This is a genomic window from Brevibacillus sp. WF146, assembly GCF_001673705.2.
Lineage (GTDB): Bacteria > Bacillota > Bacilli > Brevibacillales > Brevibacillaceae > Brevibacillus > Brevibacillus thermoruber.
The window spans coordinates 3,306,508-3,331,914 of the sequence record NZ_CP109943.1; the positions used below are offsets into that span (position 1 = coordinate 3,306,508).

Annotated in this window: 26 protein-coding genes, 1 pseudogene and 1 other annotated feature; of the genes and pseudogenes, 1 reads left to right on the top strand and 26 read right to left on the bottom strand. The window is 59.9% G+C overall.

Annotated features, from left to right (window positions below; genetic code table 11):
* Position 1 precedes the first annotated feature (1 nt).
* The 4 genes from thrB to A6764_RS16480 are packed head-to-tail and all read right to left on the bottom strand — an operon-like array spanning position 2 to position 3,802.
* Complete coding sequence (gene thrB, locus A6764_RS16465) at positions 2-931, bottom strand: homoserine kinase (protein ID WP_264622507.1); 930 nt, start codon at positions 929-931, stop codon at positions 2-4.
* On the bottom strand, positions 931-2,031 hold the full coding sequence (gene thrC / locus A6764_RS16470) for a threonine synthase (protein ID WP_264622286.1): 1,101 nt from the start codon (positions 2,029-2,031) through the stop codon (positions 931-933). Before thrC ends, thrB begins: the two co-directional genes overlap by 1 nt.
* A complete protein-coding gene (locus A6764_RS16475; protein ID WP_029097463.1) occupies positions 2,028-3,332 on the bottom strand; it encodes a homoserine dehydrogenase in 1,305 nt (434 codons plus the stop codon). The genes thrC and A6764_RS16475 overlap by 4 nt, the downstream gene beginning before the upstream one ends.
* A gap of 26 nt (positions 3,333-3,358) precedes the next feature.
* Positions 3,359-3,802, bottom strand: coding sequence for an ACT domain-containing protein (locus A6764_RS16480; RefSeq protein ID WP_029097464.1), 444 nt, complete (start codon positions 3,800-3,802; stop codon positions 3,359-3,361).
* A gap of 178 nt (positions 3,803-3,980) precedes the next feature.
* Here A6764_RS16480 and A6764_RS16485 point away from each other — a divergent pair, with 178 nt between their 5' ends.
* A complete protein-coding gene (locus A6764_RS16485; protein WP_162836745.1) occupies positions 3,981-4,133 on the top strand; it encodes a hypothetical protein in 153 nt (50 codons plus the stop codon).
* A gap of 278 nt (positions 4,134-4,411) precedes the next feature.
* On the opposite strand, the gene A6764_RS16490 is transcribed toward A6764_RS16485, so the two are convergent.
* The 22 genes and pseudogenes from A6764_RS16490 to A6764_RS16595 all read right to left on the bottom strand — a co-directional run bounded on the left by A6764_RS16490 (position 4,412) and on the right by A6764_RS16595 (position 25,370).
* Positions 4,412-5,068 carry a hypothetical protein gene (locus A6764_RS16490; protein WP_065068138.1) on the bottom strand — a complete coding sequence of 219 codons (657 nt, stop codon included), beginning with the start codon at positions 5,066-5,068 and terminating at the stop codon, positions 4,412-4,414.
* 7 nt (positions 5,069-5,075) lie between these two features.
* Positions 5,076-6,353, bottom strand: coding sequence for a GTPase ObgE (obgE, locus tag A6764_RS16495; RefSeq protein WP_029097466.1), 1,278 nt, complete (start codon positions 6,351-6,353; stop codon positions 5,076-5,078).
* Between the two features lie 13 nt (positions 6,354-6,366).
* Positions 6,367-6,951 carry a Spo0B C-terminal domain-containing protein gene (locus tag A6764_RS16500; RefSeq protein WP_029097467.1) on the bottom strand — a complete coding sequence of 195 codons (585 nt, stop codon included), beginning with the start codon at positions 6,949-6,951 and terminating at the stop codon, positions 6,367-6,369.
* Between the two features lie 133 nt (positions 6,952-7,084).
* On the bottom strand, positions 7,085-7,384 hold the full coding sequence (gene rpmA / locus A6764_RS16505) for a 50S ribosomal protein L27 (RefSeq protein WP_029097468.1): 300 nt from the start codon (positions 7,382-7,384) through the stop codon (positions 7,085-7,087).
* A 1-nt stretch (position 7,385) separates the two neighbouring features.
* Positions 7,386-7,739 (bottom strand): ribosomal-processing cysteine protease Prp, encoded by a 354-nt coding sequence (locus tag A6764_RS16510; RefSeq protein ID WP_029097469.1) that lies wholly within the window; start codon positions 7,737-7,739, stop codon positions 7,386-7,388.
* An 18-nt stretch (positions 7,740-7,757) separates the two neighbouring features.
* Complete coding sequence (gene rplU / locus A6764_RS16515; protein ID WP_029097470.1) at positions 7,758-8,069, bottom strand: 50S ribosomal protein L21; 312 nt, start codon at positions 8,067-8,069, stop codon at positions 7,758-7,760.
* A 10-nt stretch (positions 8,070-8,079) separates the two neighbouring features.
* Positions 8,080-8,158: a sequence feature (ribosomal protein L21 leader region), on the bottom strand.
* A 52-nt stretch (positions 8,159-8,210) separates the two neighbouring features.
* A complete protein-coding gene (locus tag A6764_RS16520) occupies positions 8,211-9,758 on the bottom strand; it encodes a ribonuclease E/G (protein WP_264622287.1) in 1,548 nt (515 codons plus the stop codon).
* A 213-nt stretch (positions 9,759-9,971) separates the two neighbouring features.
* Entirely contained in the window at positions 9,972-10,808 is an 837-nt protein-coding gene (locus A6764_RS16525) for a M50 family metallopeptidase (RefSeq protein ID WP_029097472.1), read from the bottom strand.
* On the bottom strand, positions 10,801-11,580 hold the full coding sequence (locus A6764_RS16530; RefSeq protein ID WP_065068136.1) for a M23 family metallopeptidase: 780 nt from the start codon (positions 11,578-11,580) through the stop codon (positions 10,801-10,803). The genes A6764_RS16525 and A6764_RS16530 overlap by 8 nt, the downstream gene beginning before the upstream one ends.
* 204 nt (positions 11,581-11,784) lie before the next feature.
* Positions 11,785-13,047: pseudogene (gene ltrA / locus A6764_RS16535) on the bottom strand (group II intron reverse transcriptase/maturase).
* A 604-nt stretch (positions 13,048-13,651) separates the two neighbouring features.
* A complete protein-coding gene (locus A6764_RS16540; RefSeq protein WP_029097474.1) occupies positions 13,652-13,852 on the bottom strand; it encodes a cold-shock protein in 201 nt (66 codons plus the stop codon).
* 233 nt (positions 13,853-14,085) lie between these two features.
* Positions 14,086-15,222 carry a rod shape-determining protein RodA gene (rodA, locus tag A6764_RS16545; RefSeq protein ID WP_029097475.1) on the bottom strand — a complete coding sequence of 379 codons (1,137 nt, stop codon included), beginning with the start codon at positions 15,220-15,222 and terminating at the stop codon, positions 14,086-14,088.
* Positions 15,223-15,352: 130 nt separating this feature from the next.
* Positions 15,353-16,147, bottom strand: coding sequence for a septum site-determining protein MinD (gene minD, locus A6764_RS16550; RefSeq protein WP_029097476.1), 795 nt, complete (start codon positions 16,145-16,147; stop codon positions 15,353-15,355).
* A 28-nt stretch (positions 16,148-16,175) separates the two neighbouring features.
* The gene (minC, locus tag A6764_RS16555; protein WP_029097477.1) at positions 16,176-16,844 is read right to left on the bottom strand and encodes a septum site-determining protein MinC; all 669 of its coding nucleotides are present in this window, start codon (positions 16,842-16,844) and stop codon (positions 16,176-16,178) included.
* A gap of 89 nt (positions 16,845-16,933) precedes the next feature.
* Positions 16,934-19,387, bottom strand: coding sequence for a peptidoglycan D,D-transpeptidase FtsI family protein (locus A6764_RS16560; RefSeq protein ID WP_065068134.1), 2,454 nt, complete (start codon positions 19,385-19,387; stop codon positions 16,934-16,936).
* 54 nt (positions 19,388-19,441) lie between these two features.
* Positions 19,442-19,966, bottom strand: coding sequence for a rod shape-determining protein MreD (gene mreD, locus A6764_RS16565; protein ID WP_035300256.1), 525 nt, complete (start codon positions 19,964-19,966; stop codon positions 19,442-19,444).
* The gene (gene mreC / locus A6764_RS16570; RefSeq protein WP_065068133.1) at positions 19,966-21,033 is read right to left on the bottom strand and encodes a rod shape-determining protein MreC; all 1,068 of its coding nucleotides are present in this window, start codon (positions 21,031-21,033) and stop codon (positions 19,966-19,968) included. Before mreC ends, mreD begins: the two co-directional genes overlap by 1 nt.
* A 14-nt stretch (positions 21,034-21,047) precedes the next feature.
* On the bottom strand, positions 21,048-22,091 hold the full coding sequence (locus A6764_RS16575; RefSeq protein ID WP_029097480.1) for a rod shape-determining protein: 1,044 nt from the start codon (positions 22,089-22,091) through the stop codon (positions 21,048-21,050).
* A gap of 110 nt (positions 22,092-22,201) precedes the next feature.
* Entirely contained in the window at positions 22,202-22,900 is a 699-nt protein-coding gene (gene radC / locus A6764_RS16580) for a RadC family protein (RefSeq protein WP_029097481.1), read from the bottom strand.
* A gap of 105 nt (positions 22,901-23,005) precedes the next feature.
* Entirely contained in the window at positions 23,006-23,590 is a 585-nt protein-coding gene (locus A6764_RS16585) for a Maf family protein (RefSeq protein WP_029097482.1), read from the bottom strand.
* A gap of 12 nt (positions 23,591-23,602) precedes the next feature.
* Positions 23,603-23,845, bottom strand: a complete 243-nt coding sequence (locus A6764_RS16590; protein ID WP_029097483.1) for a DUF4321 domain-containing protein — start codon at positions 23,843-23,845, stop codon at positions 23,603-23,605.
* Positions 23,846-24,125: 280 nt separating this feature from the next.
* A complete protein-coding gene (locus A6764_RS16595; RefSeq protein WP_264622288.1) occupies positions 24,126-25,370 on the bottom strand; it encodes a hypothetical protein in 1,245 nt (414 codons plus the stop codon).
* Between the last annotated feature and the right edge of the window lie 37 nt (positions 25,371-25,407).

Here is a 25,407-nt window from a genome sequence, read left to right on the forward strand (position 1 = left end):
TCTATCTGGTCGAGATTGTCACCTGTGCGCCACGCTCATCGGGTCTCAACCGCATCGTCCGGTAGCAAACGCCGTGCTTTCGCATCACGCTGTCCACAAACGCCTGCAGCTTCTCCCGCTCCGCGTCCGTCGAGTAGTAGCAGAGAATCGTCGGCCCCGCGCCGCTCAGCGCCGCGCCGAGCGCGCCGTTGCGGGTCGCCCCGTCCAGGATCTCACGCAGGCCGGGGACAAGCGCGGCCCGGTACGGCTGATGCAGCCGATCCCCCATCGCCTGACCCAACAGGTCCAATCTGCCTTGGGCCAAAGCGGCCACCAGCAAACTGCTATGACCAACATTATATATGACATCCTGTTTGCTGTACACAGCGGGCAGGACATTGCGCGCCTTTTCCGTCGACAGCGGATAGTCGGGAATGATCACGAGCGTGTGCAGCCCCTCCGGAGGCGCAAGGCGGACGTAGGGGATCGGCTCTCCGTCCCGCTCCGGCATCGTCGCCACCACAATGCCGCCGAACAGCGAAGCCCCCACGTTGTCCGGGTGGCCTTCCAGCCGGGTGGCGATGGCAAACAGCCGCTCCCGGTCAAACGGCTCCCCGGCCAGGCTGTTGGCGGCGACGAGCGCGCCGACGATCGCCGCCGCGCTGCTGCCCAGCCCCCGCGTCAGCGGCGCTTCCGTCTCCGCGCGGATATACAGTTCGGGGACGGGCAGCCCCGCTTCCTCAAACAACCCGGCGGCTACCTGGTAGAGCAGGTTGCCCTTGTCCTTGGGCAGCCCCTCCAGTTCCTCACCGATCAGCACGATTTCCGTCGTTTCGCTGAGCGCCATCTCCACCGTGGAGTACAGCCGGAAGGCCATTCCCACAGCGTCGAAGCCCGGTCCCAGATTGGCGGTGCTGGCGGGGACGGTGACCCGCACGAGAGGACGGTTCATCACGAAACGTCCCCCGCCTTTTCGCGGATCAACGCCATCACCGCGTCACGCGTCGCCGGCACGGAGCGCGGTTCCTCGCCCACCAGCTTGAGGGCGACATTGGGATCTTTCAGTCCGTTGCCCGTCAGCACGCAGGCGATCGTCAAGCCCTGCTCCAGTCTGCCCGCCTCGCGCAGCTTGATCACGCCGGCCAGGGAAGCGGCCGATGCCGGTTCGCAGAAGATGCCTTCGCTTCTCGCGAGCAGTTGGTAGGCGCGCAGGATTTCCTCGTCGGTCACGCTGTCCACCAGGCCGTCCGATTCGGCGATAGCCGCCAGAGCTCCTTCCTTGCTCGCCGGGTTGCCGATGCGGATCGCCGTGGCAATCGTCTCCGGATTGGGCACGGGATGGCCGAGGACCAGCGGCGCCGCCCCCGCCGCCTGAAACCCGAACATGCGCGGCAGTTGGGCTGTTTTGCCGGCGGCGTGATATTCCTTGAAGCCTTTCCAGTAGGCCGTGATGTTGCCGGCGTTGCCCACCGGGATGGCGAGAATGTCCGGGGCCTTGCCGAGCGCGTCGCAGATTTCAAAAGAGGCGGTTTTTTGCCCCTCGATCCGGTACGGGTTGACCGAGTTGACCAGCGTGATCGGCTCGTTGGCAGTGATGTCGCGGACGATGCGCAGCGCCTCGTCAAAGTTTCCGTCGATGGCGATGACCTCCGCCCCGTAGGCGATCGCCTGCGCCAGCTTGCCCAGCGCGATGTTGCCGCTCGGAATCAGCACGATGCAGCGCAGCCCGGCGCGGGCGGCGTAGGCAGCCGCGGCGGCGGAGGTGTTGCCGGTGGACGCGCACATGATGGTGGTGCTGCCTTCTTCCAGCGCTTTGGCGACCGCCATCACCATGCCGCGGTCTTTAAACGAACCGGTCGGATTCAGCCCTTCATACTTGAAGTACAGCTCCACACCCAACTGCCGGGAGAGAGACGGGGCGTGAATCAGCGGCGTGTTTCCCTCGTGAAGGCTGACGAGCGGCGTCTTTTCCGTCACCGGCAGAAACTGTCGGTAACGGGCGATGATGCCGGACTGGCGGTCGGCCTGAACAGACGGCTGCCGTTGGCTCATGACTGCTCGCCTCCTTCCACGCGGTAGCAGCTTTTCACTTCGCTCACGATCTCCATCTCCTCCATGCACTGCAGCACCTCGTCCATGTCCCCTTTGGACGCCAGGTGCGTCACCATGATGATTTCCGCCTGCTCTCCGTTGTTGTACGGCTGCTGCAGCACCTGCTCCAGCGAGATGTTCTTGTCGGCCAACAGCTGCGTAATCTGCGCCAGTACGCCGCGCTTGTCGGCCACGACGATGCGGAGGAAATATTTCGACAATTTCTGCTTGTCATCCTTGAGAATCTTTTCTTTGTACGGAGCGACCATGCCGCGTCCGTTTACGCCCAGCTTCATGTTTTTCACGACCGTCACCAGGTCGGACACGACGGCCGTCGCCGTCGGCAGTTCGCCGGCGCCCGGGCCGTAAAACATCGTCTCGCCCACCGCTTCCCCGTGCACGTAGACCGCGTTGAACACGCCGTTGACCGATGCCAGCGGGTGGGATTTGGGGACCATCGTCGGCTGCACGCTCACTTCGATCGCTTCGCCGTCCCGGCGGGCCAGACCCAGGAGCTTCACCTCGTAGCCCAGCTTTTTGCCGTAGGCGATGTCTTCCTTGGACACCCCGCTGATTCCTTTGACGTCCACGTCCTCCAGCTTCATCGGCACGCGGAAGCCCAGCGTCGCCAGAATCGCCATCTTGCGGGCGGCGTCATAGCCTTCGACGTCGGAGGTGGGATCCGCTTCGGCGTAACCGAGCGCCTGCGCTTCCTTCAGCACGTCGCCGTAATCGGCGCCGTCCTGGCTCATTTTGGTGAGGATGTAGTTGGTCGTGCCGTTGACAATCCCCATCATCTTGGTGATGCGGTCGGACGAGAAGCCTTCCACCAAGGCTCTCAGAATCGGAATGCCGCCGGCGACGCTGGCCTCGTAAAAGACGTCACAACCTTTTTCCTGCGCCTTCTGCAGGATTTCGCCGCCGTGCAGGGCCATCAGGTCCTTGTTGGCGGTGACGACGTGCTTGCCCCGCTCAAGCGCCCCCAGGATGTACTCCCTGGCCGGCGAGATGCCGCCGATCACTTCCACGATCACGTCGATCTCCGGGTCGTCCAGCAGTTCGGACGCATCGGTGGTAATCACGCTGTTCATCGACGGGATACTGCGGGACTTTTCCGCGTCCTGCACCAGAATCCGCTTGATCTCGATGCCCAGCCCCGTCTGTTTTTGCAGATCCTCCTGATGGGCCTGGATGATGCGAACGACGCCGGTACCCACCGTGCCGAACCCCATCAACCCCAGTTTTACCGTTTGCTTGTCCATGTCTCTCTCCTCCTATCCGGCAGCCGCTACCCGCGACCGACAATCATCGCTTTGCGCACGCCGTTTATCTCCTGCAGTCCTTCCAGAAACTCCGTGCTGGACACCTTCAGATGGGCCATGTCCACCGACATGGAAATGTTGGCAATGCCCTGGAGCGGAATCGTCTGGTTGATCGTCAGCACGTTGCCCCCCTGCTCCGCCACGTACTGCAGCACCTTGGACAGGTAGCCGGAGCGGTGTTCCAGCGAAAAGGTGATGGTCATGATCTTCTCACTCATCATCGCGTTGAACGGGAAAATGCCGTCCTTGTACTTGTAAAAGGCGCTGCGGCTCAAGCCTACCCGTTCCACCGCCTCGTTTACCGTATCCACTTCTCCGGCCTCCAGCAGCTTTTTCGCCTCGATGGTCTTGGCGATCGACTCCGGCAGGATGTCGGAGCGGATCAAGTAAAACTTTTCTTCCCGCTTCACGTGTTGTGTCCTCCTGAGAAAAACAGTTGTTTTCACCTAGAGGACATTATAGCCGATCCTTTTCCCCCTGACAATCCTTATCGGCGTTTTTTCTTTCGCTGCTCGCCTTCCCTTACATGAGCGGATTTCCCTTGGTACAGACTATAACGGATCCTGAGCAAAGCGAGGTGAGTGACCGATGGCAGGACGCGGCAAAACGGACAAATCGGAGCGCCGGAACAATCACCCCGCCGCCAGGCCGAGCGATTTGGACCAGTTCGGCGACAACACGCGGGGCAAAAAAATCGCCCAGTCTCCCCACGTTGTGGAGGATCCGAGCGGCAACAAGTAAACAGGCACAGCGAAAAAGTATGCCTGACCCCAGGCATACTTTTTTGGCCCTGTATTCCCCCATTTATTTCCTGTCAGGTGCGCGATGATCGCTTTTCCCTGAGACGTTCACGCATTCGTCCTCGCCGCGGTGGGAACCGCGCGAGTCATTCGCTGCGTCCGGAATGCGCGCTGCACAGCCCCGTCCCATCGGCCATGCTGTCGGCGGAGCAAACCGTTTCGATCAAGCAGCGTTCCGGCCGGCTGCGGAAACGCGCAGCGCACAAAAAAATCCGCCCCCTATCGGGAAGCGGATTGCGCCAGTTTTTCGTAATAGCTCTGCAGCACGTGGCGATGTTTTTCCTCCATATCGGTGATGACCAGCTTCAGCACCGTCGAGCCGTCCTGAAACGTCTTCTCCACCACTTTGGTCATCGCCACCGGCTCCTGCTTGTAATGCCGAAGCAGAAAGGACAAGTGCAAAAAATCGCCGACGGAGACGAAACCGTCCGTGCCCACAATCAGATGCGTCGGGGAAAAACGAAGCAGGACGCCTTCCCCGTTTTCTTCCATGGGTCGGGCTCCCATGATCTTGTACGGGACGTTGATGACAAAATCCGGCTGCAGGAGCGGCCGCTCGCCCTTGGCTTCCTGCTCGATGCCCACCGGCACCAGGCGCGCCAGCTTCACGGGCCACACCGCCTGTTCCTGCACCACCTGCAGACTCAGCCAGGTAATCGCTTCATCCGTTTCCAAGCGCAGACGGACGACCGTTCCCAACAGGGAGACGGCCGCGTCGCCCTGCACGTACGAGAGGATCAGATAACCCGAATGGACATGTTCGACGATGGCATCGAGCGGCTGTTTCGCCGCTGCGGGCGCCACCAGTTCAACCGCTCCGCCCCGCTGCAGCCGCTTGTCCGCAATAAACGGGGTCAGGGAGGGTACGTCTGCCATACTGTCATCACTCCACAAATTCAAACTCGAAATCACCGATGCGGACGGTATCGCCATCCTTGGCCCCGCGCCTGCGCAGGGCTTCGTCCACGCCCATGCTGCGCATCATGCGGGCGAAGCGCTGAACGGAATCGTAGCTGTTCAGGTTGGTCATGCGGACCAGCTTTTCAATTTTTTCCCCGCTGACGACGTAGACCTCGTTGTCGCGGGAAATCTCAAACGGCTCCGGCTCTTTCTCCGCGCGGAAGACGACGCGCTCTTCCACCTCCGCCACTTCTTCGACGGTCGGCTTGTCCGGCAGCGTCTCCAACAGATCGGCCACGGCGTGCATCAGCTCCTGTACCCCCTGACGGGTAGCCGCCGATATTTCGTACACGGTCACACCGGGCACCTGTTCCTGAAAGCGGCGCAGATTCTCCTTCGCCTCGGGCAGGTCCATCTTGTTGGCGGCGACGATCTGCGGCCGCTCTTCCAGCTTCAGGTTGTAGAGCTTCAGCTCGCGGTTGATCTGATGGAAATCCTCCACAGGGTCGCGCCCGTCCACGGCCGCCATGTCGATCACGTGGACGATCAGACGGGTCCGCTCCACGTGGCGCAAAAACTGGTGACCCAGTCCCACACCCTCGTGCGCCCCTTCGATCAGCCCCGGCAGGTCGGCCATGACAAAACTGCGTTCGCCCAGATCGACCACGCCCAGGTTGGGTGTCAGCGTGGTAAAGTGGTAGGCGGCGATCTTCGGCTTGGCCGCCGTCACGCTGGCCAAGAGCGTCGATTTGCCGACGCTGGGATACCCGACCAGTCCGACATCGGCAATCAGCTTCAGCTCCAGTCTCACATAGCGCTCTTGTCCCGGTTCGCCGTTCTCCGAGATGTGCGGCGCCGGGTTGGCCGGTGTGGCAAAGCGGATGTTGCCCCGTCCGCCGCGGCCGCCTTTGGCGATGACGGCCCGCTGTCCGTGCTCCACCAGGTCGGCGATGATTTCCCCGGTATCGTCATCAATCACGGTCGTCCCCGGAGGAACCCGCACGACGAGGTCTTCCGCCCCGGCTCCGTGCTGCCCTTTATTGCGTCCGTTTTCGCCGCGCGGGGCCTTGAAATGCTTCTGGTAGCGAAAATCCACCAGCGTGCGCAGCCCTTCATCCACGACGAAGACCACATCTCCGCCGCGCCCGCCGTCACCGCCGGCCGGCCCGCCCAGCGGCACGTATTTTTCCCGCCGGAAAGAGACGGCCCCGTTTCCGCCGTCTCCGCCCTTCACGTAAATCCTTACCTGATCGACAAACATGCTGTCACCTCTCTCATTCCGCCACTGGAACTACCGTTTCCAGTACCCATTCCTCGTCCGTATGTATGCACGCGGTGACCTTCACCGGAATCCGACTCTTGTCACGTACCAGTTTTTCCAGTTCGCCCTGCCCGGATGCACGCAGCTTCCCGGCCAGGTCAAAGCGAAAATGGATGCCCTGCTCACCTCGGTACAAGGTGATTTGCATGCTGGCCGGTTCAAATTCATTCCGGTCCAGGTGCTCGCGGACCGTGAACACAATGCCCGCCACCAACTGAAACAGGTCGTGCTCGTCTGCCGCTGCCTTCCGCAGATCGACTTCGCTGCAGACGTCCACCTCCAGCAGCAGGTCATTGTTCAGCGCGTTAAACGTCAAAAAGAAGACGGACAGCAGCGAGCTGTTCAGCCTGGCCACCATGCTTTCCTGCATGGCCAGCTCCGCCACGCGTTTCAGGTACTTTTCTCCTTCCTCCAGGCGGCCCAGACGCAGGTAGCCGAGCAAAACCTGGACATGGTTCAGCCAGTCGTGACGCTGCCGGTTCAATACGGCCAGCAGTTGATCTGTTTGCTGCGTGAACAGCGTACGCTCGTCCCTCATCTTCCCCACCCAAACCGATAAGAATTTCTTTCTTGTACCATTGTACCACACGGGCGTAGCGACTGAAAGAAATCCTCAGTGCCGGACAAAAAGAAAACCCAGCGACAAGGCTGGGTTTTCGTCTCCGAACTATTTACGCTTGAGAAGCGACCGGCTCGATCACCACTTGTTTGCGATCGCGGCCCAGACGCTTGAAGCGAACGATGCCGTCGGCCGTTGCAAACAGCGTGTCGTCGCCGCCTCTCATGACGTTAGCACCCGGGTAGATCTTCGTACCGCGTTGGCGTACGAGGATGTTGCCAGCTTTCACGAATTGACCGTCGCCGCGCTTCACGCCCAGACGTTTGGAGATGGAGTCGCGGCCGTTCTTGGTGGAACCTACCCCTTTTTTGGAGGCGAAGAACTGCAGGTCAACAGGGAACAGGAATTTCATATCAGGCACCTCCTTGCCATTTTGAATCGTGAATCGCCACGTATTTTCCGTTCGTTTCGGCTACAACAAACAGGGCAACAACCATGCTCTCAGCCAAGAGCTGCTGTTTCTCATGAAGGCGGGCGTCGTCGAGACGGCCCACTCTCCAGCGGAGAAACCCGCCCTCCTCTGCTGCGTGCTGAACGTCCGGAACAAATCCGAGCAGTGGCTGAATCGAATTGACGATCCCGAGACTGACCGCGGACACGGCTGCACAGACGATGTCCGATCCGTGCCTGCCGGCGTTGGCATGTCCCGAAATCGCAATCTCTTCAATCTCGCTGTGCGCATTGCGCTGAACGGTTACGGTAATCATCTCGGTGCGTCACCAAAATTACGCGTTGATCTTTTCGATCACAACTTTGGTGAACGGTTGACGGTGACCTTGTTTGCGACGGTAGTTTTTCTTGGCTTTGTATTTGTACACGATAATTTTTTTGCCTTTACCGTGTTTTTCTACTTTGCCGGTTACCGTAGCGCCTGCTACGGTAGGCGTACCTGCCGTAACTTTGCCGTCTTTGCTTACAAAGAGAACTTTGTCGAAAGTAACAACGTCACCTTCGCCTGCAGCCAGTTTCTCGATGAAGAGAACCGAGCCCTCTTCCACTTTGTATTGCTTGCCGCCGGTTTCGATAATTGCGTACATGTTGTGCACCTCCTATACTCAGACTCGCCTGTGCAGGTGCGCCGTGAACGGCGTCTTGTCCAACCTGATTCGAGCGGTTACAGTATGCGCGAGGCATAGCTGCATGACAGACATTAGGTTACCATACTTGCCGCCGCACAGTCAAGGCATTTCCGATTTTTCCCGATACAGCCGTTCCGCTTCTTCGCTGCGGCCGGCGTACAGGATGCGGTATCGCTCGGGCGGCAGCCGGTCGGAGCGCAGCACGTACAGATGCAGCAGCCGCTCCCGCTCCTCGTGCCCGCCGGCCGCCAAGCGTTCGTACAGCCGGGCCGGCACCTCGACCAGCGCCGCTTCCGCCTCCTGGCTGCGGACAAGCCCGCTCAGCTCGTCGAACAGACGGCGCTCCAGCTCGTCGACGGAGAGGACCCGTCCCGTTCCGCCACAGCAGGGGCACGGCTCCGTCATGCGTTCGGCCAGGCTGGCCCGCACTCGTTTGCGGGTCAGCTCGACCAGGCCGAGCGCGGTCATTCCCAACACCGCCACTGGCGCCGTATCCTTGGCCGCTTCGGCGCGCAGAGCAGTCAGCACCCGCTCCCGATTGGCCGCTTCCTGCATGTTCACAAAATCGATCAGGACGATTCCCCCGATGTCGCGCAGCCGCAGTTGACGGGCAATCTCCCGCGCCGCCTCCAGGTTTGCGGCGGTCACGGCCTGTTCTCGCTGCTGTCCCCCTTTTCCGCTAAAGGCCCCCGTGTTGACGTCGATCACGGTCATCGCTTCCGTGCGGTCAAACACGAGATGGCCGCCGCTCGGCAGGGGGATGCGCCGCTGCAGCGCCCGGTCCAGTTGGGCCGCCACGCCGAGCCGCTCAAACAGCGGTTCCCTCCCCTGATAGCGGCGAAGCTTGTCCGCCGCGCCGGGGAACAGCGCCTCCGCCAGTTCCCTGACGCGCTGAAAGGCGGCCGCCTCTTCGACGACGATTTCCTCCACGTCCTCCGCCCCAAAGTCGCGCAGCGCGGCCTCGATCAGGTCGGCATCGCGGCAAATCAGGCACGGGGTTTTCCGCCCGGCGGCCGACGCGAGCGCTTCCCGCCAGCGCTTTCGCAGATAGGCAAGCTCGCGGGCCACCTCTTCATCGCCGGCATTCTCGGCTTCCGTCCGCACGATCACCCCTTCGCCGTCCGCCAGCAGTCCGGCGGCCAGCTCACGCAGCTTCCGCCGCTTCGCCTCGTCCGCAATCTTTCGCGAGACCGAGACGCGGGCACCCGGCTCGACCGGTACGCCTGCGCCCGGAAGGCCGCTCGCCGGCATCCCGGCGGCTCGTCCCTCCGGAGGCAGGTAGACCAGCAGACGGCCAGGGATGCTGACGCGCGTCGTCACTTTTGGCGCCTTCCCTTCCGCGGCTTCCTTGCTCACCTGCACCAGCAGCGTTTCACCCACTCTCACCAGCTCGTTGATCGAGCGCTTTTCCGTTCCGTGAAACGGCGGCAGGGCATCGTCCACGTACAGGAAGGCGTTTTTCCCCTGGCCGATGTCGACAAAGGCGGCCTGTATCCCCGGCAGCACATCCGTCACCCTGCCCCGGTAGACACAGCCCGCCAGCGGTTCCGTCTCCGCCTGTTCGCTGCGCCATTCGACCAGCCGCCCCTGTTCAAGCAGCGCCGCCCGCAGCCAGCCGCCGGCCCCGCTGATAGCCACCTGTTTCACGCCGTTCCTCTCCTTTTTCCCTCGCGTTAAGACGGACGGGCCGGCTGGACTACGGCCGGTCCTGTCCGCGTACGTCCACGCCATGCCCGCCATGGCTTTGGCGGGGTTCACATCATCGCTTGCATCAAACGCGCCGCTCCCAGAGGGAAACGGCGCTTGCAACACGTACTCTACCACAGCGGAGGCGGAAAGAAAAGCGGCGGGACCGCCCGCTCACACCAACTGCCCGACGGCGGTGTCGTGCTTTTTTTCAAACAGCAGCGCATGCAGCAGCCGCTCCTCGGCCAAGAGGCCGCTCCCCTGCACGTAGACCAGGTGGGAACAGCCGCGCCGCAGCAGATGAGACACTTCCATCGCCGTCGACTCGGGCGGGACGGTCAAGGCCCGCACGCCGTACTCTTCCGGCTGGCGCGCGTACTTTTCCATCAGAAAGCGGATGAATTGGTAGGGAAAACGCAAAAAGGCCTGGATGTTTACGGCCAGCAGGTACACGGCCACCACGGCGACATTCGTCTGCAGGGCAAGGACCGACAGACCCAGCATCAGCGCGGCCAGCATGGCGCTCAGTGCCAGCGACGCGATGGCTGCCCGGCGGTACGGCATGTACCAGCAGAGGATCGCCTGAACGATCCGCCCCCCGTCCAGCGGCCAGATCGGCAGCAGGTTAAAGCCGGCGACCGCCACGTTGCCGGCCAGGAAAAACCGGGCCCACTCGTCCGTCCAGATGCCAACATGCCAGCATGCCAGGGAGACCGCAATCATGACCACGTTGAGAAACGGGCCGGCCAAGGCCACCACAATCTCGTCAAGCGGGTCGGCCGCGTAGGCTTCCTCCATCGTGGCAACGCCGCCAAACGGCAGCAGTTCCACTTCGGTGACGGTCCAGCCCAGCTCCCTGGCGACAGCGACATGACCGATCTCGTGAATCAGCACGATCACGAACAGGGTGATGACCTCCCAAAACTTTCCCAGCAGGAGCGACATGCCGATCACGATCCAAAACAGCAGGTGAATGCGCAGGCGGATGCCGAACGGGCGCCACTCATTCAAAGGAGATCACTTCCAGCGGGTCGATCGCCTGCTCCTGCGCCCGTGCCCCCAGGTACAGATACCGGGCCGTCTCATTAACCGCACGCGGGACGCCCACCACCTGTCCCGGCTGGAGAAAGTCGTTCACCGCGACCTGAATCTTCTCCAAATTGCCGAACCACATCTCACGTCCCCGGGCCAGACGGACCACGACCGTCGTGCCAAAACCGGGCTTTTCCCCCACGAACGTCACCCACCCGGCCTCTCCCATCGTGACCGCGCCGCCTGTCCCCGTGCTCAGCACAACCTTGGCGCTGGCGGATTCAAAGGGCTTCACCACTTTCCACGAAGCCGGCCATTTCCAGGCTTTCTGCGTGCTGGACCCGCTCACCGGAACCGCCTTCTTGACCGACAGGGACGGCAGCAGCGCCGGCAGTACCCCGAAGCGCGCTTCGTACCAGTCGGCCACGCCGGCAAAATTGAAATCGCGCGTCATCACTTCGCGCGCCGATTTTTTCCAGTCCAACGGAACGACGGACGATTGGAAAACCAGATAGGCCATGCCCACCAGCAGCGCGGACGCGAAGATCTGGATGCCCCATTTTTCCCGGGGAGGCAGTTGGGGCATGGTGCCGCTGTTCCGGCGGGAAGCGTACGGGAACGGGTCGGCGTCGGGGTCGATCGGATCTTTCCATTCGTCGACAAACGGAGCCAGACTGTCGCGCGACTGCGTGCGAATCCGCTCCATCCGCTCCCGCCTCCTCTCTTTGACACGATCCACTTCGTCGAACATGTCCCATCCCTCCGATGGCCAAGCATTTGTACCATCTTATGACTTGTCTGCCCGCATTATAACCGGCGCGGCAGGCTGCGAGAGGGACGGATGCCGGCGGATCGCGGGGGCCGCTCTAGCCAGCCCCGACAATCGAGTAGGAGGGGGCGACTAACCCCCGTCCTCTCACACCACCGTACATACCGTCCGGTATACGGCGGTTCATCAAGCTTGACGAAGTGCGAAATATCGCTGCACCAAACTCATGAGCCCTTGTTGTTGCCAGTAGGTAATACCAAGGGCTTTGTGAATGTGCGGAGATTTGGTTGTTCGCCATGCACCCTTGCGGGTATTTGCAATCTCCAGTGCTTTGCTGTGGGGAAGACCGAGGGAACGAAGTTCGCGGTATCGCGTACGGATTCGTTTCCATTGCGTCCACAGGCAGAGACGGAGCCTTCGGCGAATCCATTCCTCAATCCGCAGGAGGTGGGTTTTCGCCTCAGCCAACGCAAAATATCCGATCCATCCCATGAGGTATTGGTTGAGTTTTTGAATTCGCTCCTGTATAGGGATGCTCCAATGCGGGTTGGTCAGTTGGCGAATTCGTTCTTTTAACCGGATGATCGATTTGGGATGCAGGCGTATCCGTGCCTCTTTTCCCGGAGCAAAGCTAAAGCCGAGGAACTTTCGATTGCACGGCCGATCTACCGCACTTTTCTGTTGGTTTATCTTGAGTTTGAGCACCCTGGTCAAGTATCGCTCCACGCTCGCCTATACCCGTTCCCCCGCGCGTTTGGTGCGGACATAGATGTTGCAGTCGTCCGCATAGCGGCAGAAACGGTGTCCCCTCCTTTCCAGTTCCTTGTCCAAGTCGTCCAGCAGAATGTTGGCCAACAACGGACTCAGGGGGCCACCTTGCGGTGTACCCTCTTCCGTTGAGACGCACACTCCGTTGACCATAACTCCGGATTGCAGGTAAGCGCGGATTAGTTTAAGGAGACGCTTGTCCTTCACCTTGCGGGCTACCCGGCTCATCAGGATGTCATGGTTGACCCGGTCGAAGAACTTCTCCAGGTCGATGTCGACCACATACCGGAATCCTTCCTTGATGTACTGTTGCGCTCTCTGCACAGCATTGTGAGCGCGGCGACCCGGGCGGAATCCGAGGCTTGAATCGGAGAATTCTGGGTCAAAGATGGGAGTCAATACCTGCAGGATGGCCTGCTGGATGAAGCGATCTACCACGGTAGGGATGCCTAGCAACCGTATTCCCCCGTCAGGTTTCGGGATTTCGACCCTGCGAACAGGAGTCGGTTTGTAGGTTTCCGTCTCGATTTGCGACCGGATGGTCGCCCAGTGCAGGCGAAGGTAGTCGCGCAGTTGTTCAGTTGAAACACCGTCGACTCCCGCAGCGCCTTTGTTGGCTTCCACTCGTTTGAGGGCGGCCGTGAGGTTGTCCCGAGACAGAACCTTCTCCAGCAGATCCATAACGATACTCCTTCCTCCGCGCACATGTCGCCAAGCTTGCCGTACGATGCTCAGCCCTTCTCTGTACCCTCGGGGCTTCACCCCTACTCTCCAGAGGAAGTTCCAGTTCTGAATTCTGCTTCGACACACCGTATCGAAAGAGGTTGGGACATATGCTGACTTGATGTTCGGCCCTTCCCCCTCAGGCGTCCCCGATTGGGGTACTATGGCCTCTGCTGACTTCTGCATGTTCAACGCCCCCTCACGGAGGCGGTTGCCAACGATAGTAGGCGTACCATGCAGACCTCCCCGGGTAAGAGCGGTAGCCTTCGTCCCATGTACCTGCCCAATTTACTGTTGTACCCTTTGGCTGTATGGGGCTTCACCTTGTGCGGCAGGCTCGCCCAAGTACAACAGCCTCAAATCGGGTTCGTGTACCTCAGGTCGGGACTTTGCCGCCGGCTTCCTTCAGATTCCGCCTCGCGGCGGACACCCTTGCCTTAGGCTAACGGTTGGTACAGCCAACCCCCGTTCGGGACTTTCACCCTATAGCTACCGCCCATGCCGGGCGCACCGCAAAAAAGCAGTCTCTCCATCGAGAGACTGCTTTCTGATTTGCCGGCGTTTACAGTTTCACAACGTTGGCAGCTTGCGGTCCGCGGCTGCCTTGGACGATTTCGAACTCAACCTTTTGACCTTCTTCCAGAGTTTTGAAACCCTCTGCCTGGATTGCGCTGTAGTGTACGAATACGTCATCTCCGCCTTCTACCTGGATGAAGCCGTATCCTTTCTCCGCGTTGAACCATTTTACAATACCTTGTTGCATGAAACAAAACCTCCTAAACATGCGCCCGAATCGGGGCGAAAAAGTGTTCCGTTAACCTGTTTTTACAGAGGAGTTTTTGCCGGTATGGAAAAAGTCGTACCGAGCCGAGATTTGACCACATGGTGGCGTCTCTCAACAAGGTACGACTCCACAACCCATATCAAATCACTACAGCTAGTAAAACTGGTTAACTTAGATTGAGTGTATCACATCCGGATCGGTTTGTCACGCATTTAGTCAAAACGCAGTGTGTCCTTGCGCATCCCGATGTTCAGGACGACGCCGATGATCAGAAAGTTGGTCAAAAGCGAGCTGCCGCCGTAGCTGATAAAGGGCAGCGGGAGCCCGGTGATGGGCATCAACTGGATGGTCATGCCGATGTTTTCGAAAACCTGGAATGTCAGCATGCCGACCACCCCCGCCACCACGTAGGAGCCAAACGGATCTTTTGCCTCCATCGCGATGCGAATCATCCGGTAAATCAGGAAGAAGAACAGGATCATCAGCACCCCCGCCCCGACGAAGCCGAGCTTTTCCGCGATGACGGTGAAGATGAAGTCGCTTTCGCCGACGGGGACCCAGCCGAAACTGGCCTGGGTCGGCGTGTCAATGCCTTTGCCGAACAGTTGGCCGGAGCCGATCGCGATCAGCGATTGCTTCAATTGAAAACCGCGCCCCATCGCTTCCAGGTCGGGGTTCAACCAGAACTTGATCCGATCCCACTGATACGGCTTGATGATCTTGAAGAAAATCGACTGCTTGTAAAAGTACAGAAGCGTCATGACGCCGAAAAAGCTGCCGACGAGCGTGCCCAGGTAGAGCACGTGTTTGAGCCGGATGCCCCCCACGATCAGCATGGTGGCCAGAATGCTGCAGTACACCAGTGCGCTTCCCAAATCGGGCTGCACCAAAATCATCAACATGGGCACGGCCACGATGAGCCCGACGGGAATGAGCTGATAGAAATACCGGAACCGGTCGGGATCGTCAGCCTTGTTGGACAGGTAGCGGGCCACCGTCAAGATGGTAAACAGCTTCATCGGCTCGGACGGCTGAAACAAAACGCCCCCCGGCAGGCGGTACCAGCTCGTCGCGTTGTTGATGGGCTCCGTCTGGTATACGCCGATCAAGAGGATGATGCCGATGGCGTACAAGACGTACGACATGGAGTAATAAAGCCGATAGTCGAACAGCAGCGTAGCGATAAGCAGCATGAAACCGATTGCGTACCAGAGCATCTGCTGGTTGGCTTTGTCAACACCCGCGGCTGAGCCGGCGATGCCGATGTAGCTGTAGACGGCCAAGCCAAACAGGATCATGACAATCGGCCAGTCGATCGATTTGAGATGTCGTTTTTCAAGGTCAAACATAGTCCTTCCTTCGTCCTCCCTGGCTCCCCTTCTCATGAGGGACACGGCTTCCTGGAATCCGCTGCGCATCCGCGCCGATAAGAATGAAAGAACAGGAAAACTCCTGTTCTTTTGGTATGACAAAAACGCTTTATTTCAATCCGAAAAACCTGCGCACCTTTTGGAGCACGCCCGTCTTTTCCTGCAGCGGCTGAAGCGGCACGGCTTCGCCCAACAGGCGGCGGGCGATGTTGCGGTAGGCGATGGACGCACGGGACTCGTGGTTCATCACCGCCGGCTCTCCCTGGTTGGCCGATTTGATGACATAATCATCATCCGGCACGACGCCGATCAAGTCAATGGCCAACAAATCCAGGATATCTTCCACATCGAGCATGTCGCCGTTTTTCACCAGGTGCGGCCGCACGCGGTTGATCACCAGCTTGGGCATGCCGACCTGTTCCCGTTCCAAAAGCCCGATGATCCGGTCCGCGTCACGGACGGCGGCTTTCTCCGGCGTCGTGACCACAATCGCCTGGTCCGCGCCCGCCACCGCGTTGCGGAATCCCTGCTCGATCCCGGCCGGGCAGTCGATCAGGACGTAGTCAAACTCCCGTTTCAACTGCGTGATGATTTCCTCCATCTGTTCGGGGGAAACCGCCGACTTGTCCTTGGTCTGGGCGGCCGGCAGCAGGGACAGGTTTTCGAACCGCTTGTCCTTGATCAGCGCCTGCGGCAGGCGGCAGGTCCCTTCCGCCACATCCACCAGGTCGTAGATGATGCGGTTCTCCAGTCCCATGACCACATCCAGATTGCGCAGTCCGATATCGGTATCGACCATGCAGACTTTCTGGCCCAAGAGAGCGAGCGCCGTTCCCAAATTGGCGGAAGTGGTCGTCTTGCCCACGCCGCCTTTTCCTGATGTTACGACAATTCCAATACCCACGTCCGTTCCTCCTCTTACCCTCAACGCCTCACACTTTTTTCGCGCCCAATTCGGGGCGAATCCGGGGCAGATAGTTCATTTTGGCTACCAGCATGGTACCGTCCTCCAGATAGGCGAACTCCGTGCCGCCGTTTTTCGCCCACTCTTCTCCCGGTCTGCTGATCACTTCCGCGATGCGCAGTTGGGTGGGATTCATGACCGCGGCGGCGATGATCACCTGCGTATCCCCGTTGATCCCGGCGTGGGCGTACCCGCGCAAATGGCCCAGCACGTAAATGCTGCCCGTCGTCCGCACGATGCCTCCCGGGTTGACGTCTCCCAGAAGCAGCAGATCGCCGTCGAACTCCAGCACCTGCCCGGCACGAACCGTGTGTACCTGGACGGAAAAAGTCGATTTGAGACGTTCGGCAAACGCTTCTTCCTTGGTGATCACGTCGGCTTCGATCGTGTGGATCACCAGATTGCCTTTTTGCCGGATAATTTGCGTCAACTGCTCCTGCTGTTCAGGGGAGCAGTACCTTTTTCCCAATTTAATCGAAACGCGAATCAACGGACCCGACAAGATCTGTTGATGGCTGTGCTCTATCTTTTCACGCAAATCGGCCAGAAGTTCGTCGAAGGAACAGGCGTCATCCATGAAAAAGACGAGACCATCTTTTGTTCCCTTGATCGTGACCTTGTTTTTCACAGTCGTCACCTGTTTCACCTCGACCGATACCATTCGCCACTATTACAAAAGATTCCTGCTCCGGTTAAAAAAATTGCCGAACGCAGTCGGCTGCGGCATCAGCGCTGATCGGCCGCAGCCGGCTGCTGCTGCGAAGCGGCGTGAGAGGCGGGAGCGAGCACGCCCGGATACATTTCGTTGTACGCCTCCAGCAGCCTGCGGGCAATCGGACCGGTGGCGTCCGAACTGGACGTGCCGTTGCGCAAGCTGTCGGGAGCGAGCACGACAAACACCAATTGCGGGTTCTCGTACGGAGCGAATCCGACCAGCAGGGCGTTTTCCGCCTTGCGCCCGGTCTGCGCCGTCCCCGTCTTGGCCCCGACGTTGAACGGAAGGCCCTGGAACGTGCGCGCCGCCGTACCGCCGGGCTTCGTCACTGCCAGCATCCCTTCCTTGACCACCTGGATGTACTTCGGATCGACGTTGACCCGGTTCAGCACTTGCGGTTCGACCACGGTCAATGTCTGCCCGGGCTGTTTCGGGTCCGTCGTGCCGCGGCGAATTTCATTGACCAGATGCGGCCGCACCCGGTATCCGCCGTTGGCGATCGTGGAGACGTACTGGGCAATCTGAATCGGCGTGAACAGGTCGTATTGGCCGATGAAGGCGTCGGCCAGGTTGCCGTAGTGCGTGTAGGGGTTTTCCCATCCCGTTTTCTCGCCGGGAAGATCGATGCCCGTCTTGACGCCCAGTCCGAACTGCGCGTTGTAGTAGTCCAGCACGGAGAACTGTTCGGACCAGTGGTTTTTCGCCCGTCCCGCCAGGCGGATCGCCATCTCGTACATGTAGGTGTTGTTGGACACCGCCAGCGCGCGGCGGGCGTTGACCGCCCCATGTCCGCCCGGTTTCCAGTTCCGTTTGAACGTGTTTCCCACCTTGAGACCCCCGCGGTCGATGATGGTCTCGTTCGGGGTGGTAAGCCCCTCGTTCAAGGCGATCATCACCGACATGGGCTTGTAGGTGGACGCCGGAGGAAACGGCGTGTAAATGAAGCGGTTTGCCTCGTTGGGCAGGATGACCGACGAATACACCTCGTTAAACTTCTTGCGGTCGTAGTACCAGTTCACATCGTAATCCGGATAGCTGGCCATCGCCAGGATTTCCCCCGTGTTCGGGTTCATCACCAGGACGTGGGCCTCCTTGAATTCCTTCGGCGTGGACGGTTTGCTTTTGAACTTGAGGAACTCCTCTCTCAAAATGGCTTCCACCTTGCTCTGGAAGCGCCAGTCCATCGCCAGCACCAGATCGTTGCCCGGTTCCGGCTCCCGGCTCATCTGCTTCTCGACCGTCTCCGAGTTCTTGTTGACGTGCACTTGCATCACGCCGTCCTTGCCGCGCAGATAGCGCTCGTAATACGCCTCCAAACCGGTCACGCCGACGCGGTCGAACGGATTGTATCCCTGCGCCTGGTACTCCTTCAACTGCTCCGGCTTGATGGCGTTGATATAGCCGAGGAAGTTGGTGCCAAACGGCGTTCCGTCCACGTCCTCGATAATTTTCCGCACCGGTTCCAGCACAACGGAAATGCCGGGCAGCTCGGACAGACGCTCCTCGATTTGATACCGCTCCTGATCCGAGATGTTCACCTTTACCCGGCGCGGGATGTAGCTCGGCATATGCGGAGAGCGCATTTCCTGCAGCAGGGAAAGCTTGTGCCACTGGAACTGGCGCTGCTGGTCGTTGAGCGGCAGCTTTACGTCCAGGTCAAAAATGGCCGCGTAGCGCAGCAGTTCCGTATCCGATTTCTGCTTCAAATCCTCGGGGTTGGGCAGAATGTTGATCTGGTATTTCACCTGCTTGCTCAGGTCGTCCCGGTACTCTTTGTCCAGCGTCAGCTTCAGTTCCACGTTGCTGGCGATGGCGTATTTCAAAAGCTCCGTATCGGACATTTCGTCCAGCGCCGAGCGCTGTCCCGGGTCGTTCAGCTTTGCTTTGAGCAGACTCAGCGCATTTTTCCGCGACGTGTCGTCAAACGGAGAGCGCACATGCAACCCGACGTACAGCGCCGTCTTGACCAGTTGAAAGTCGGACATGCCGTCGATCTGGCTTACCTTCGGCACCTGCTGCAGCTTGGGCACGATCTGCGCGATCAGCTTGTTCGTGTCCTCGGGGCCAAACGCAACCGGCAGCGTGGAGCCCAGTTCGACCGTCTTTTTCAGCAGTTCCTTGTCCGTCCCCATTTTCAGGCCGTCCATCGTCAGGATGCGGGCCAGCCGATCGGCCACCTTTTCCTCGTCGATCTCCTGCCCCTGCTCCTCCACGTAGGTGACCGTGTACACCGGCTTGTTGGAGACCAGCACCTCGCCGTTTCGGTCCAGGATGCGGCCGCGGGGGGCGGAAATCGGCAGCTCGCGGATGCTGAATTTCTCCAGTTCGTGTCGGTACTGCTCCCCTTCCACCAGTTGGACGTAGGCGAGACGCAGGATGATGGCGGCAAAAAACAGGAACACAAGCAAAAACAGAACATTTAATCGAACGGGAATGTCCGACTGCTGTTCTTTCTTTTCGTCCACGACCCCTCTCCTCCTTTCCAGTTCCCCGCCGGGATGACCCGGCCGCTTGCGCCGCTACTCCAACGGGAGGTCGCGCTTGGACTGCACGGATTCGCACAGACGCTTGATCGGTGTGTAGATCACCAGGGCAAACAGCACATTCAGCGCGACGGTCGGCAGGATCTGCCGGTTGAGCATCCACTGCACGTCAACCGGTGCCGTGGTGAACAGCAGATGGAGGCTGTACAGCAGCCACTCGTGGGCGAACAGGATCAGGCTGCACGTGACAAACACCATCCCGAAGCCCCGCTGAAACAACAAGACGATCAATCCCGCAAAGTAGCTGGCCACCATCATCGTCATCATGTACAGGCCGATCACCTGTCCGTACAGCACATCCTGCAAAAACCCGAGCGCCAGTCCGTAGTAGAGTCCTTCCCGCCGTCCCAAAAACATCGAAACGAGAATGGTGCCGACAAGCGCAAAGCGGGGTACTGTCATCAAAGACAGACCCCATTTGTCAGGCAAAAAGACCTGAACCAGCGTTCCTTCCAGAACAAACAGCAAAAGCAGCGTCACAGCGAGGAGAAACCGCGGCATTACTGTCCACCTCCGCTGTCAGCCGCAGCCGCGCTTCCCTGCCCGCTGGACGGGGCAGCGCCGCGGCCCGATGCTGCGGACGGCTGCGACTGCTGGGCTGCCTGCTGCCGCGCGGCTGAACCTACTTGTTGAGACACCTGCTGCTGGTGCAGAGCCGTCTGCTGTCCCTGCGGCTGATTGGGGATCAGCTCGCCGGTGGGCGAGAAGGAGAAGTTGCGCTCTACCACCATCACTTCGTTCAGTTGGGAAAAGTCGGCGCTCGGCTGGATATAGGCGGTCTGCGTCAGTCCGTAATCGTCAGGCTGGACCCGCACGACGTATCCAACCGGCAGATTGGGCGGAATCACTCCGCCAAATCCGGAGGTAATCACCTGCTGCTTTGGCTCGATTTTCTCTCCCCAGGGAATTTTGCGCATGACAAGCAGGCGTTCCTGCGAATCGTATTCTTCAATGACACCGCTGACGGGATGGTGGGTAACGGTGCCGTTGACCGTCTGCACGGTTTGAATCGTGGCCGAGATGTTATCACGCCGCTCGTAGCTGGTCAAAAGCTCCACGGTGGCGGAAAAGTTGGCCACGCTCTGCACCCGACCGATCAATCCCTTGGCGGTCATGACCGCCATGTCTTTCTTGATGCCGTGTTTCAGACCCTTGTCGATCGTGATGACGTTGTTCCAGGTGTCCGGATTTCTCGCCACCACTTCGGCATAGCGAAGCTGATAGGAGTTTTTCAACGACTCCTCCGCTTGCAAAAGCTTGCGCAGGCGTTCGTTTTCCGCTTGGAGCGCGTGCAGCTCCGCCGTCATCCGGGCGTACTGGTCCAGGCTTGCCTTCAGCGCCCGGTTTTCTTCGTACACGTTGTACGCGTCGCCAACTTCTTGAAAAAAGGTGGAAACAGCATGGGCAGGGCGGTAAAAGATCCCCTGCACCACGCTGAACACATCCTTGAAAAACATCTCCGGCCAGGTCAGGCGAGCCCGTTCCCGGGACGTAAAGCCCACGATGGAGATCAACAGGACCAGGCCCACAAGCACAATAATCAGCCGCTTGTTCCCGAAAAACGACATGCCGCAACCTCCGATTATTTACCGCGCTTTTGGCGGGAAGAGGTAATTCCGTGTTTCGATTTGAACAGATGGAGGTTTTCCAGCGCGCGGCCGGTTCCGATCGCGACACAGTCCAGGGCGTTTTCCGCCACGTGCACCGGCATGCCGGTTTCCTTGCTCAGCAGGCGATCCAGATTGCGCAGCAGCGCTCCGCCGCCGGTGAGCACGATGCCGCGGTCCATGATGTCGGCGGCCAGCTCCGGCGGACTTTTCTCCAGCGTTACTTTCACGGCTTCGACGATGGCCGCCACCGTTTCCGCCAGCGCTTCGGCAATCTCCGCGCTGCTGACGGAAAGTGTTTTCGGCAGCCCGGTCACCAGATCGCGCCCGCGAATCTCGACGGTCTCCAGCTCGTCGGGAGCGACGGCGGAACCGATTTCCAGCTTCAGCGTTTCCGCGGTGCGCTCGCCGATCATCAGGTTGTACTTGCGTTTGATGTATTGAATGATGGCCTCGTCCATTTCGTCACCCGCGACGCGGATGGACCGGGACGTCACGATGCCGCCGAGGGAGATGATCGCCACTTCCGTCGTACCCCCGCCGATGTCCACGACCATGCTGCCGGTCGGTTCCCACACCGGCAGGTCCGCGCCGATCGCTGCAGCAAACGGTTCTTCGATGGTGTACGCTTCCTTCGCGCCGGCCTGTTTGGTGGCGTCTTCCACGGCCCGTTTTTCCACCGCGGTAATGCCGGACGGAACGCAAACCATCACGTTGGGGCGGCGGCTGAACAGCCCCTGGTTCTTCTGCGCCTGGTTGATGAAGTAGCGCATCATCGTTGCCGTCGTGTCAAAATCGGCAATGACGCCGTCCTTCATCGGGCGAACGGCGACGATGTTGCCGGGTGTACGGCCAATCATGCTCTTGGCCGCGTTCCCGACCGCTTCGATGGTGTTGGTGTCGGTGCGGATCGCCACGACGGACGGTTCGCGAACGACAATTCCCTTTCCTTTTACATAGACCAGTGTATTGGCAGTGCCGAGGTCAATCCCCATGTCACGAGAAAATCCACCAAACATAAAAAAACTCCTTCCGCTTTTGTCCGGTTACAAACCTATGATGAGAAAAAAAGCTCTGGTAAAGCATGCTCGGTGAAGCCGGTCCTTCTTGCGGAGCCGGTGCCCGCCCGTTACAGGTAGCCCTGCTCTTTCAAGCTGACGTACCTGGCGTCACCGATGATGATGTGGTCCAGCAGGGTAATGCCGAGCAGTTCGCCGGCTTCCCGCAGGGTGTGGGTAATGGCGAGGTCTTCCCTGCTGGGCGTTGGGTCGCCGCTGGGATGGTTATGTAAACAAATGACCGACGCGCTGCTGCAGCGAATCGCTTCTTTGAATACTTCCCGCGGATGCACGATGGAGGTGTCCAGGCTCCCGACAAAAATCGTCTTCTTGCCGATGACGTGATTTTTGGTGTTGAGGAACAGACAGACAAAATGCTCCTGCGTCAGATGGCCAAGCTCCGGAAGCATCAGTTCCGCCACGTCGCGCGGCAGACGGATGGACGCACGGCGCTGCCCCGAACCCCCCAGCAGTCTGCGCCCCAACTCGAACGCAGCATGCAGCTCGATCGCTTTCACCTGTCCGATTCCCTTCAAGCGGGTGAGTTCGGTGTGAGAGGCTTGGGCCAGGCCGCGCAAGTCGCCAAACGTAGCCAGCAAGCGCTGGGCAAGTTCAAACGCCGTCTGCTGCTCACTGCCCGTGCGCAATAGGATCGCGAGAAGCTCGGCATCGGACAGATGGCCCGCTCCTTCGCGAAGCAGTCTTTCCCTTGGACGGTCATAGTAAGGGACGTTTTTCTTGCGCGTTTCGTTACAGGTGGTTGCCGACATTTTTTACCGCCTCCAGCAAAACGTGATCGGTTTGCGGAAACGGCTGGCAGAGAAGCGTCCTGAGCGGGGAGAGGCCGTTGCCGCGGTGTGAGCAGCACTGCAGCGTTACAGCAGGGTGATCCCAAAGCGGGAAAGCATGCCGGCCGTCAAGCACAGCGGCAGTCCGACCACCGTAAAGTAGTCGCCTTCGATGCTTTCCACAAGAGTGGAGCCAATGCCTTGAATGGCGTAGGATCCGGCCTTGTCCATCGGTTCCTTGGTCGCGATGTAGGAGCGAATTTCCCGCTCGGTCAGCGGGCGAATCCGCACCGCGGTCTTGCTGTGAGCCACCTCGAAGCGGCCGGTCGCGGCATCGATCAGGGCGACGCCGCTGTACACGGTATGCTCCCGCCCCTGGAGCGCGGAGAGCATGCGAAAAGCGTCCGGCTCGTCAGCCGGCTTGCCCAAAATACGTCCGTCCAGGACCACGACGGTATCGGAGCCAAGCACGACGCCGGCGTCGAGGCGGGAAGCAACGGCCCGTGCCTTGCGAAGGGCCAATTCTTCCACCACCGCTTCCGGGGACATTCCCGGCTGCGTCGTCTCGTCCACGTCACTGGTCATGACAGTAAACGGCAGACCCAACGTCTGCAGCAGTTCCCGCCTCCTCGGCGACGAGGAAGCCAAAATGAGTGATGTTTCTGTTTTCATGTCATGTTCAACCTACTTCATTCTGCGATATATCCAAAAGGCGAGAGCAAGCCCTCCCATACTGGCCAGATTTAGTTTTACCTGAACGGTAAGGTCGTACTTCAGGATTTCCAAATCTGCCGCTGGGGTCCATGATATCTCTTTGCTCTTTGCGAGAAACGGGATCCACGGTCCCAAAATCTCTCCCAGGATACTGCCGCATAACATCCCGGAAATCAAAAGAAGCAGAAGCGTAAGTGTTTCTTTCCCCTTCAAATCCCTCATCTCCCTCTTGTCTCTGCGTCCGAACCACCTTCCCCGCATCCGTCCCGCATGGGTGCGGCGCAGCCGACGACGGCTGCCCGACCGGTGCCGTGCGGCAGCCCGGCAGCACCGGAACGAAGCTGTTCGAACATCTTTTTCTCTCAAGGGATTTCTTTTTTGCCAACCATAAGTGTAGCAAATGGGACAGGGCGAAACAATCCCTGATGACTACTGTATGAAAAGAAAAAACTTCCTGCAAGAAAACCTGCATGGAAGTCTTGGTTTTGTGCCGTTATTCCTCCGCCTTCACCTGCCGGACCCAGTTGGCGTAGTTCTCCCAGAACGTCAGCACGCCTGCCTGCACCTGCCAGGCGTACGATTCCGCGCTGGCCGTCTTGCTGCCGGCAATCGCCTCCGCCATTTTGTCGCGGGCCTGCACCGCCTGGTTCATGCCGTTGACCATTCCGGCGAACAGGGACTGCCACGACTCCGGCGCGGAAACGGCCCGGCTCTGCTCCAGAAATCGGCGGTGCTGTTCCTTGAGCGCGGACGCCTCCTCCGCGGACAGCGCCGGCTGGGCCGAGCTGATCACGTGACCGGAGTGGCCGGCCAGGGTGCTGGCCATCTCCAGACCGGTTTGGAAAAACGCGTTCAAATCCGCCGGTTGGGCTGTCCCCGCCGCTCCTTTTACAGAGACGCTCCCGGAGAAGCCCGGCAGGACCAATTCCTTGACGTAGACGTCCATTCCCCTTGCCTTCAGGCTGCTGGCAAATCCGAGCACGGCGTCACGGGTGGGTGCCGCGGCGGCAAACAGATACTGTTTGTCCTCCCCCTTGTACAGAAAGTGCGGGATGCCCGCTTTGTCCAACGGCTTGATCGCCTCTGCGGCGGACGCCTCCGGTTGAAACACTCCGGTCTGGGCCACGTGCAAACGCTCCTCCGGCAGCCGCAGCTCCACCGCCTGCTCCGTGCCGGCCGCGTTTGTCCCCGCAGCTTCGGGAGGGGTCGGTCCGGCTGCTTTCATCCCGTCCGTCTTTCCTCCCGTCCCCCCGGCCGAAAACGTCGTCACGGTATCGCTCAACACGCTTTGATACGACCGGGAAAGCTGCTCTTCGCCAAACACGCTGAGCACCAGCAGTCCGAACACCAGCCCGATCGCCACGGCGCCGCCGGTGGCAAACAGGTTTTTTGCTACCGTGCCTTCACGCATCCATCCCGGCAGGACAAACCGGCCGCGTCCGAGACGGCCGCTCCCCTCCTCATCCGGGGAGAACTCCACCTCCCGCTGCGGCTCGCCGCCGCTATCCCGCTCTCCCGGCACCTGCGGGTTCTTTCCGCGAAGCTCTCTCAAGAGCGACCACGCATCCTCTTCCCGCGACGTTTTGACGGTCGGAACGGGAGGAATCCCCGCCGCCTTCCGCCACTCGATCGGGGGCTGTCCTCCGTCCGCCTGCCCCGTTTTCTTCTCCGTCCGGCTTCCTTCCCACCGCTCGCCGTTCAATTTTACCGTCACCTGCGTTTTTCTCTGCCCGCTCACGACAACGCCCTCCTCCAAACCGGCTCTGTTTGTACCA

What these genes read in the sequence shown, in the direction of transcription:
- thrB (WP_264622507.1), bottom strand. Translation starts at nt 931, where the DNA reads ATGAACCGTCCTCTCGTGCGGGTCACCGTCCCCGCCAGCACCGCCAAT.
- thrC (WP_264622286.1), bottom strand. Translation starts at nt 2,031, where the DNA reads ATGAGCCAACGGCAGCCGTCTGTTCAGGCCGACCGCCAGTCCGGCATC.
- A6764_RS16475 (WP_029097463.1), bottom strand. Translation starts at nt 3,332, where the DNA reads ATGGACAAGCAAACGGTAAAACTGGGGTTGATGGGGTTCGGCACGGTG.
- A6764_RS16485 (WP_162836745.1), top strand. Translation starts at nt 3,981, where the DNA reads ATGGCAGGACGCGGCAAAACGGACAAATCGGAGCGCCGGAACAATCAC.
- A6764_RS16490 (WP_065068138.1), bottom strand. Translation starts at nt 5,068, where the DNA reads ATGGCAGACGTACCCTCCCTGACCCCGTTTATTGCGGACAAGCGGCTG.
- obgE (WP_029097466.1), bottom strand. Translation starts at nt 6,353, where the DNA reads ATGTTTGTCGATCAGGTAAGGATTTACGTGAAGGGCGGAGACGGCGGA.
- A6764_RS16500 (WP_029097467.1), bottom strand. Translation starts at nt 6,951, where the DNA reads ATGAGGGACGAGCGTACGCTGTTCACGCAGCAAACAGATCAACTGCTG.
- rpmA (WP_029097468.1), bottom strand. Translation starts at nt 7,384, where the DNA reads ATGAAATTCCTGTTCCCTGTTGACCTGCAGTTCTTCGCCTCCAAAAAA.
- A6764_RS16510 (WP_029097469.1), bottom strand. Translation starts at nt 7,739, where the DNA reads ATGATTACCGTAACCGTTCAGCGCAATGCGCACAGCGAGATTGAAGAG.
- rplU (WP_029097470.1), bottom strand. Translation starts at nt 8,069, where the DNA reads ATGTACGCAATTATCGAAACCGGCGGCAAGCAATACAAAGTGGAAGAG.
- A6764_RS16530 (WP_065068136.1), bottom strand. Translation starts at nt 11,580, where the DNA reads ATGTTCGACGAAGTGGATCGTGTCAAAGAGAGGAGGCGGGAGCGGATG.
- A6764_RS16540 (WP_029097474.1), bottom strand. Translation starts at nt 13,852, where the DNA reads ATGCAACAAGGTATTGTAAAATGGTTCAACGCGGAGAAAGGATACGGC.
- rodA (WP_029097475.1), bottom strand. Translation starts at nt 15,222, where the DNA reads ATGTTTGACCTTGAAAAACGACATCTCAAATCGATCGACTGGCCGATT.
- mreD (WP_035300256.1), bottom strand. Translation starts at nt 19,966, where the DNA reads ATGCCGCGGTTTCTCCTCGCTGTGACGCTGCTTTTGCTGTTTGTTCTG.
- mreC (WP_065068133.1), bottom strand. Translation starts at nt 21,033, where the DNA reads ATGTCGTTTTTCGGGAACAAGCGGCTGATTATTGTGCTTGTGGGCCTG.
- A6764_RS16575 (WP_029097480.1), bottom strand. Translation starts at nt 22,091, where the DNA reads ATGTTTGGTGGATTTTCTCGTGACATGGGGATTGACCTCGGCACTGCC.
- radC (WP_029097481.1), bottom strand. Translation starts at nt 22,900, where the DNA reads ATGTCGGCAACCACCTGTAACGAAACGCGCAAGAAAAACGTCCCTTAC.
- A6764_RS16585 (WP_029097482.1), bottom strand. Translation starts at nt 23,590, where the DNA reads ATGAAAACAGAAACATCACTCATTTTGGCTTCCTCGTCGCCGAGGAGG.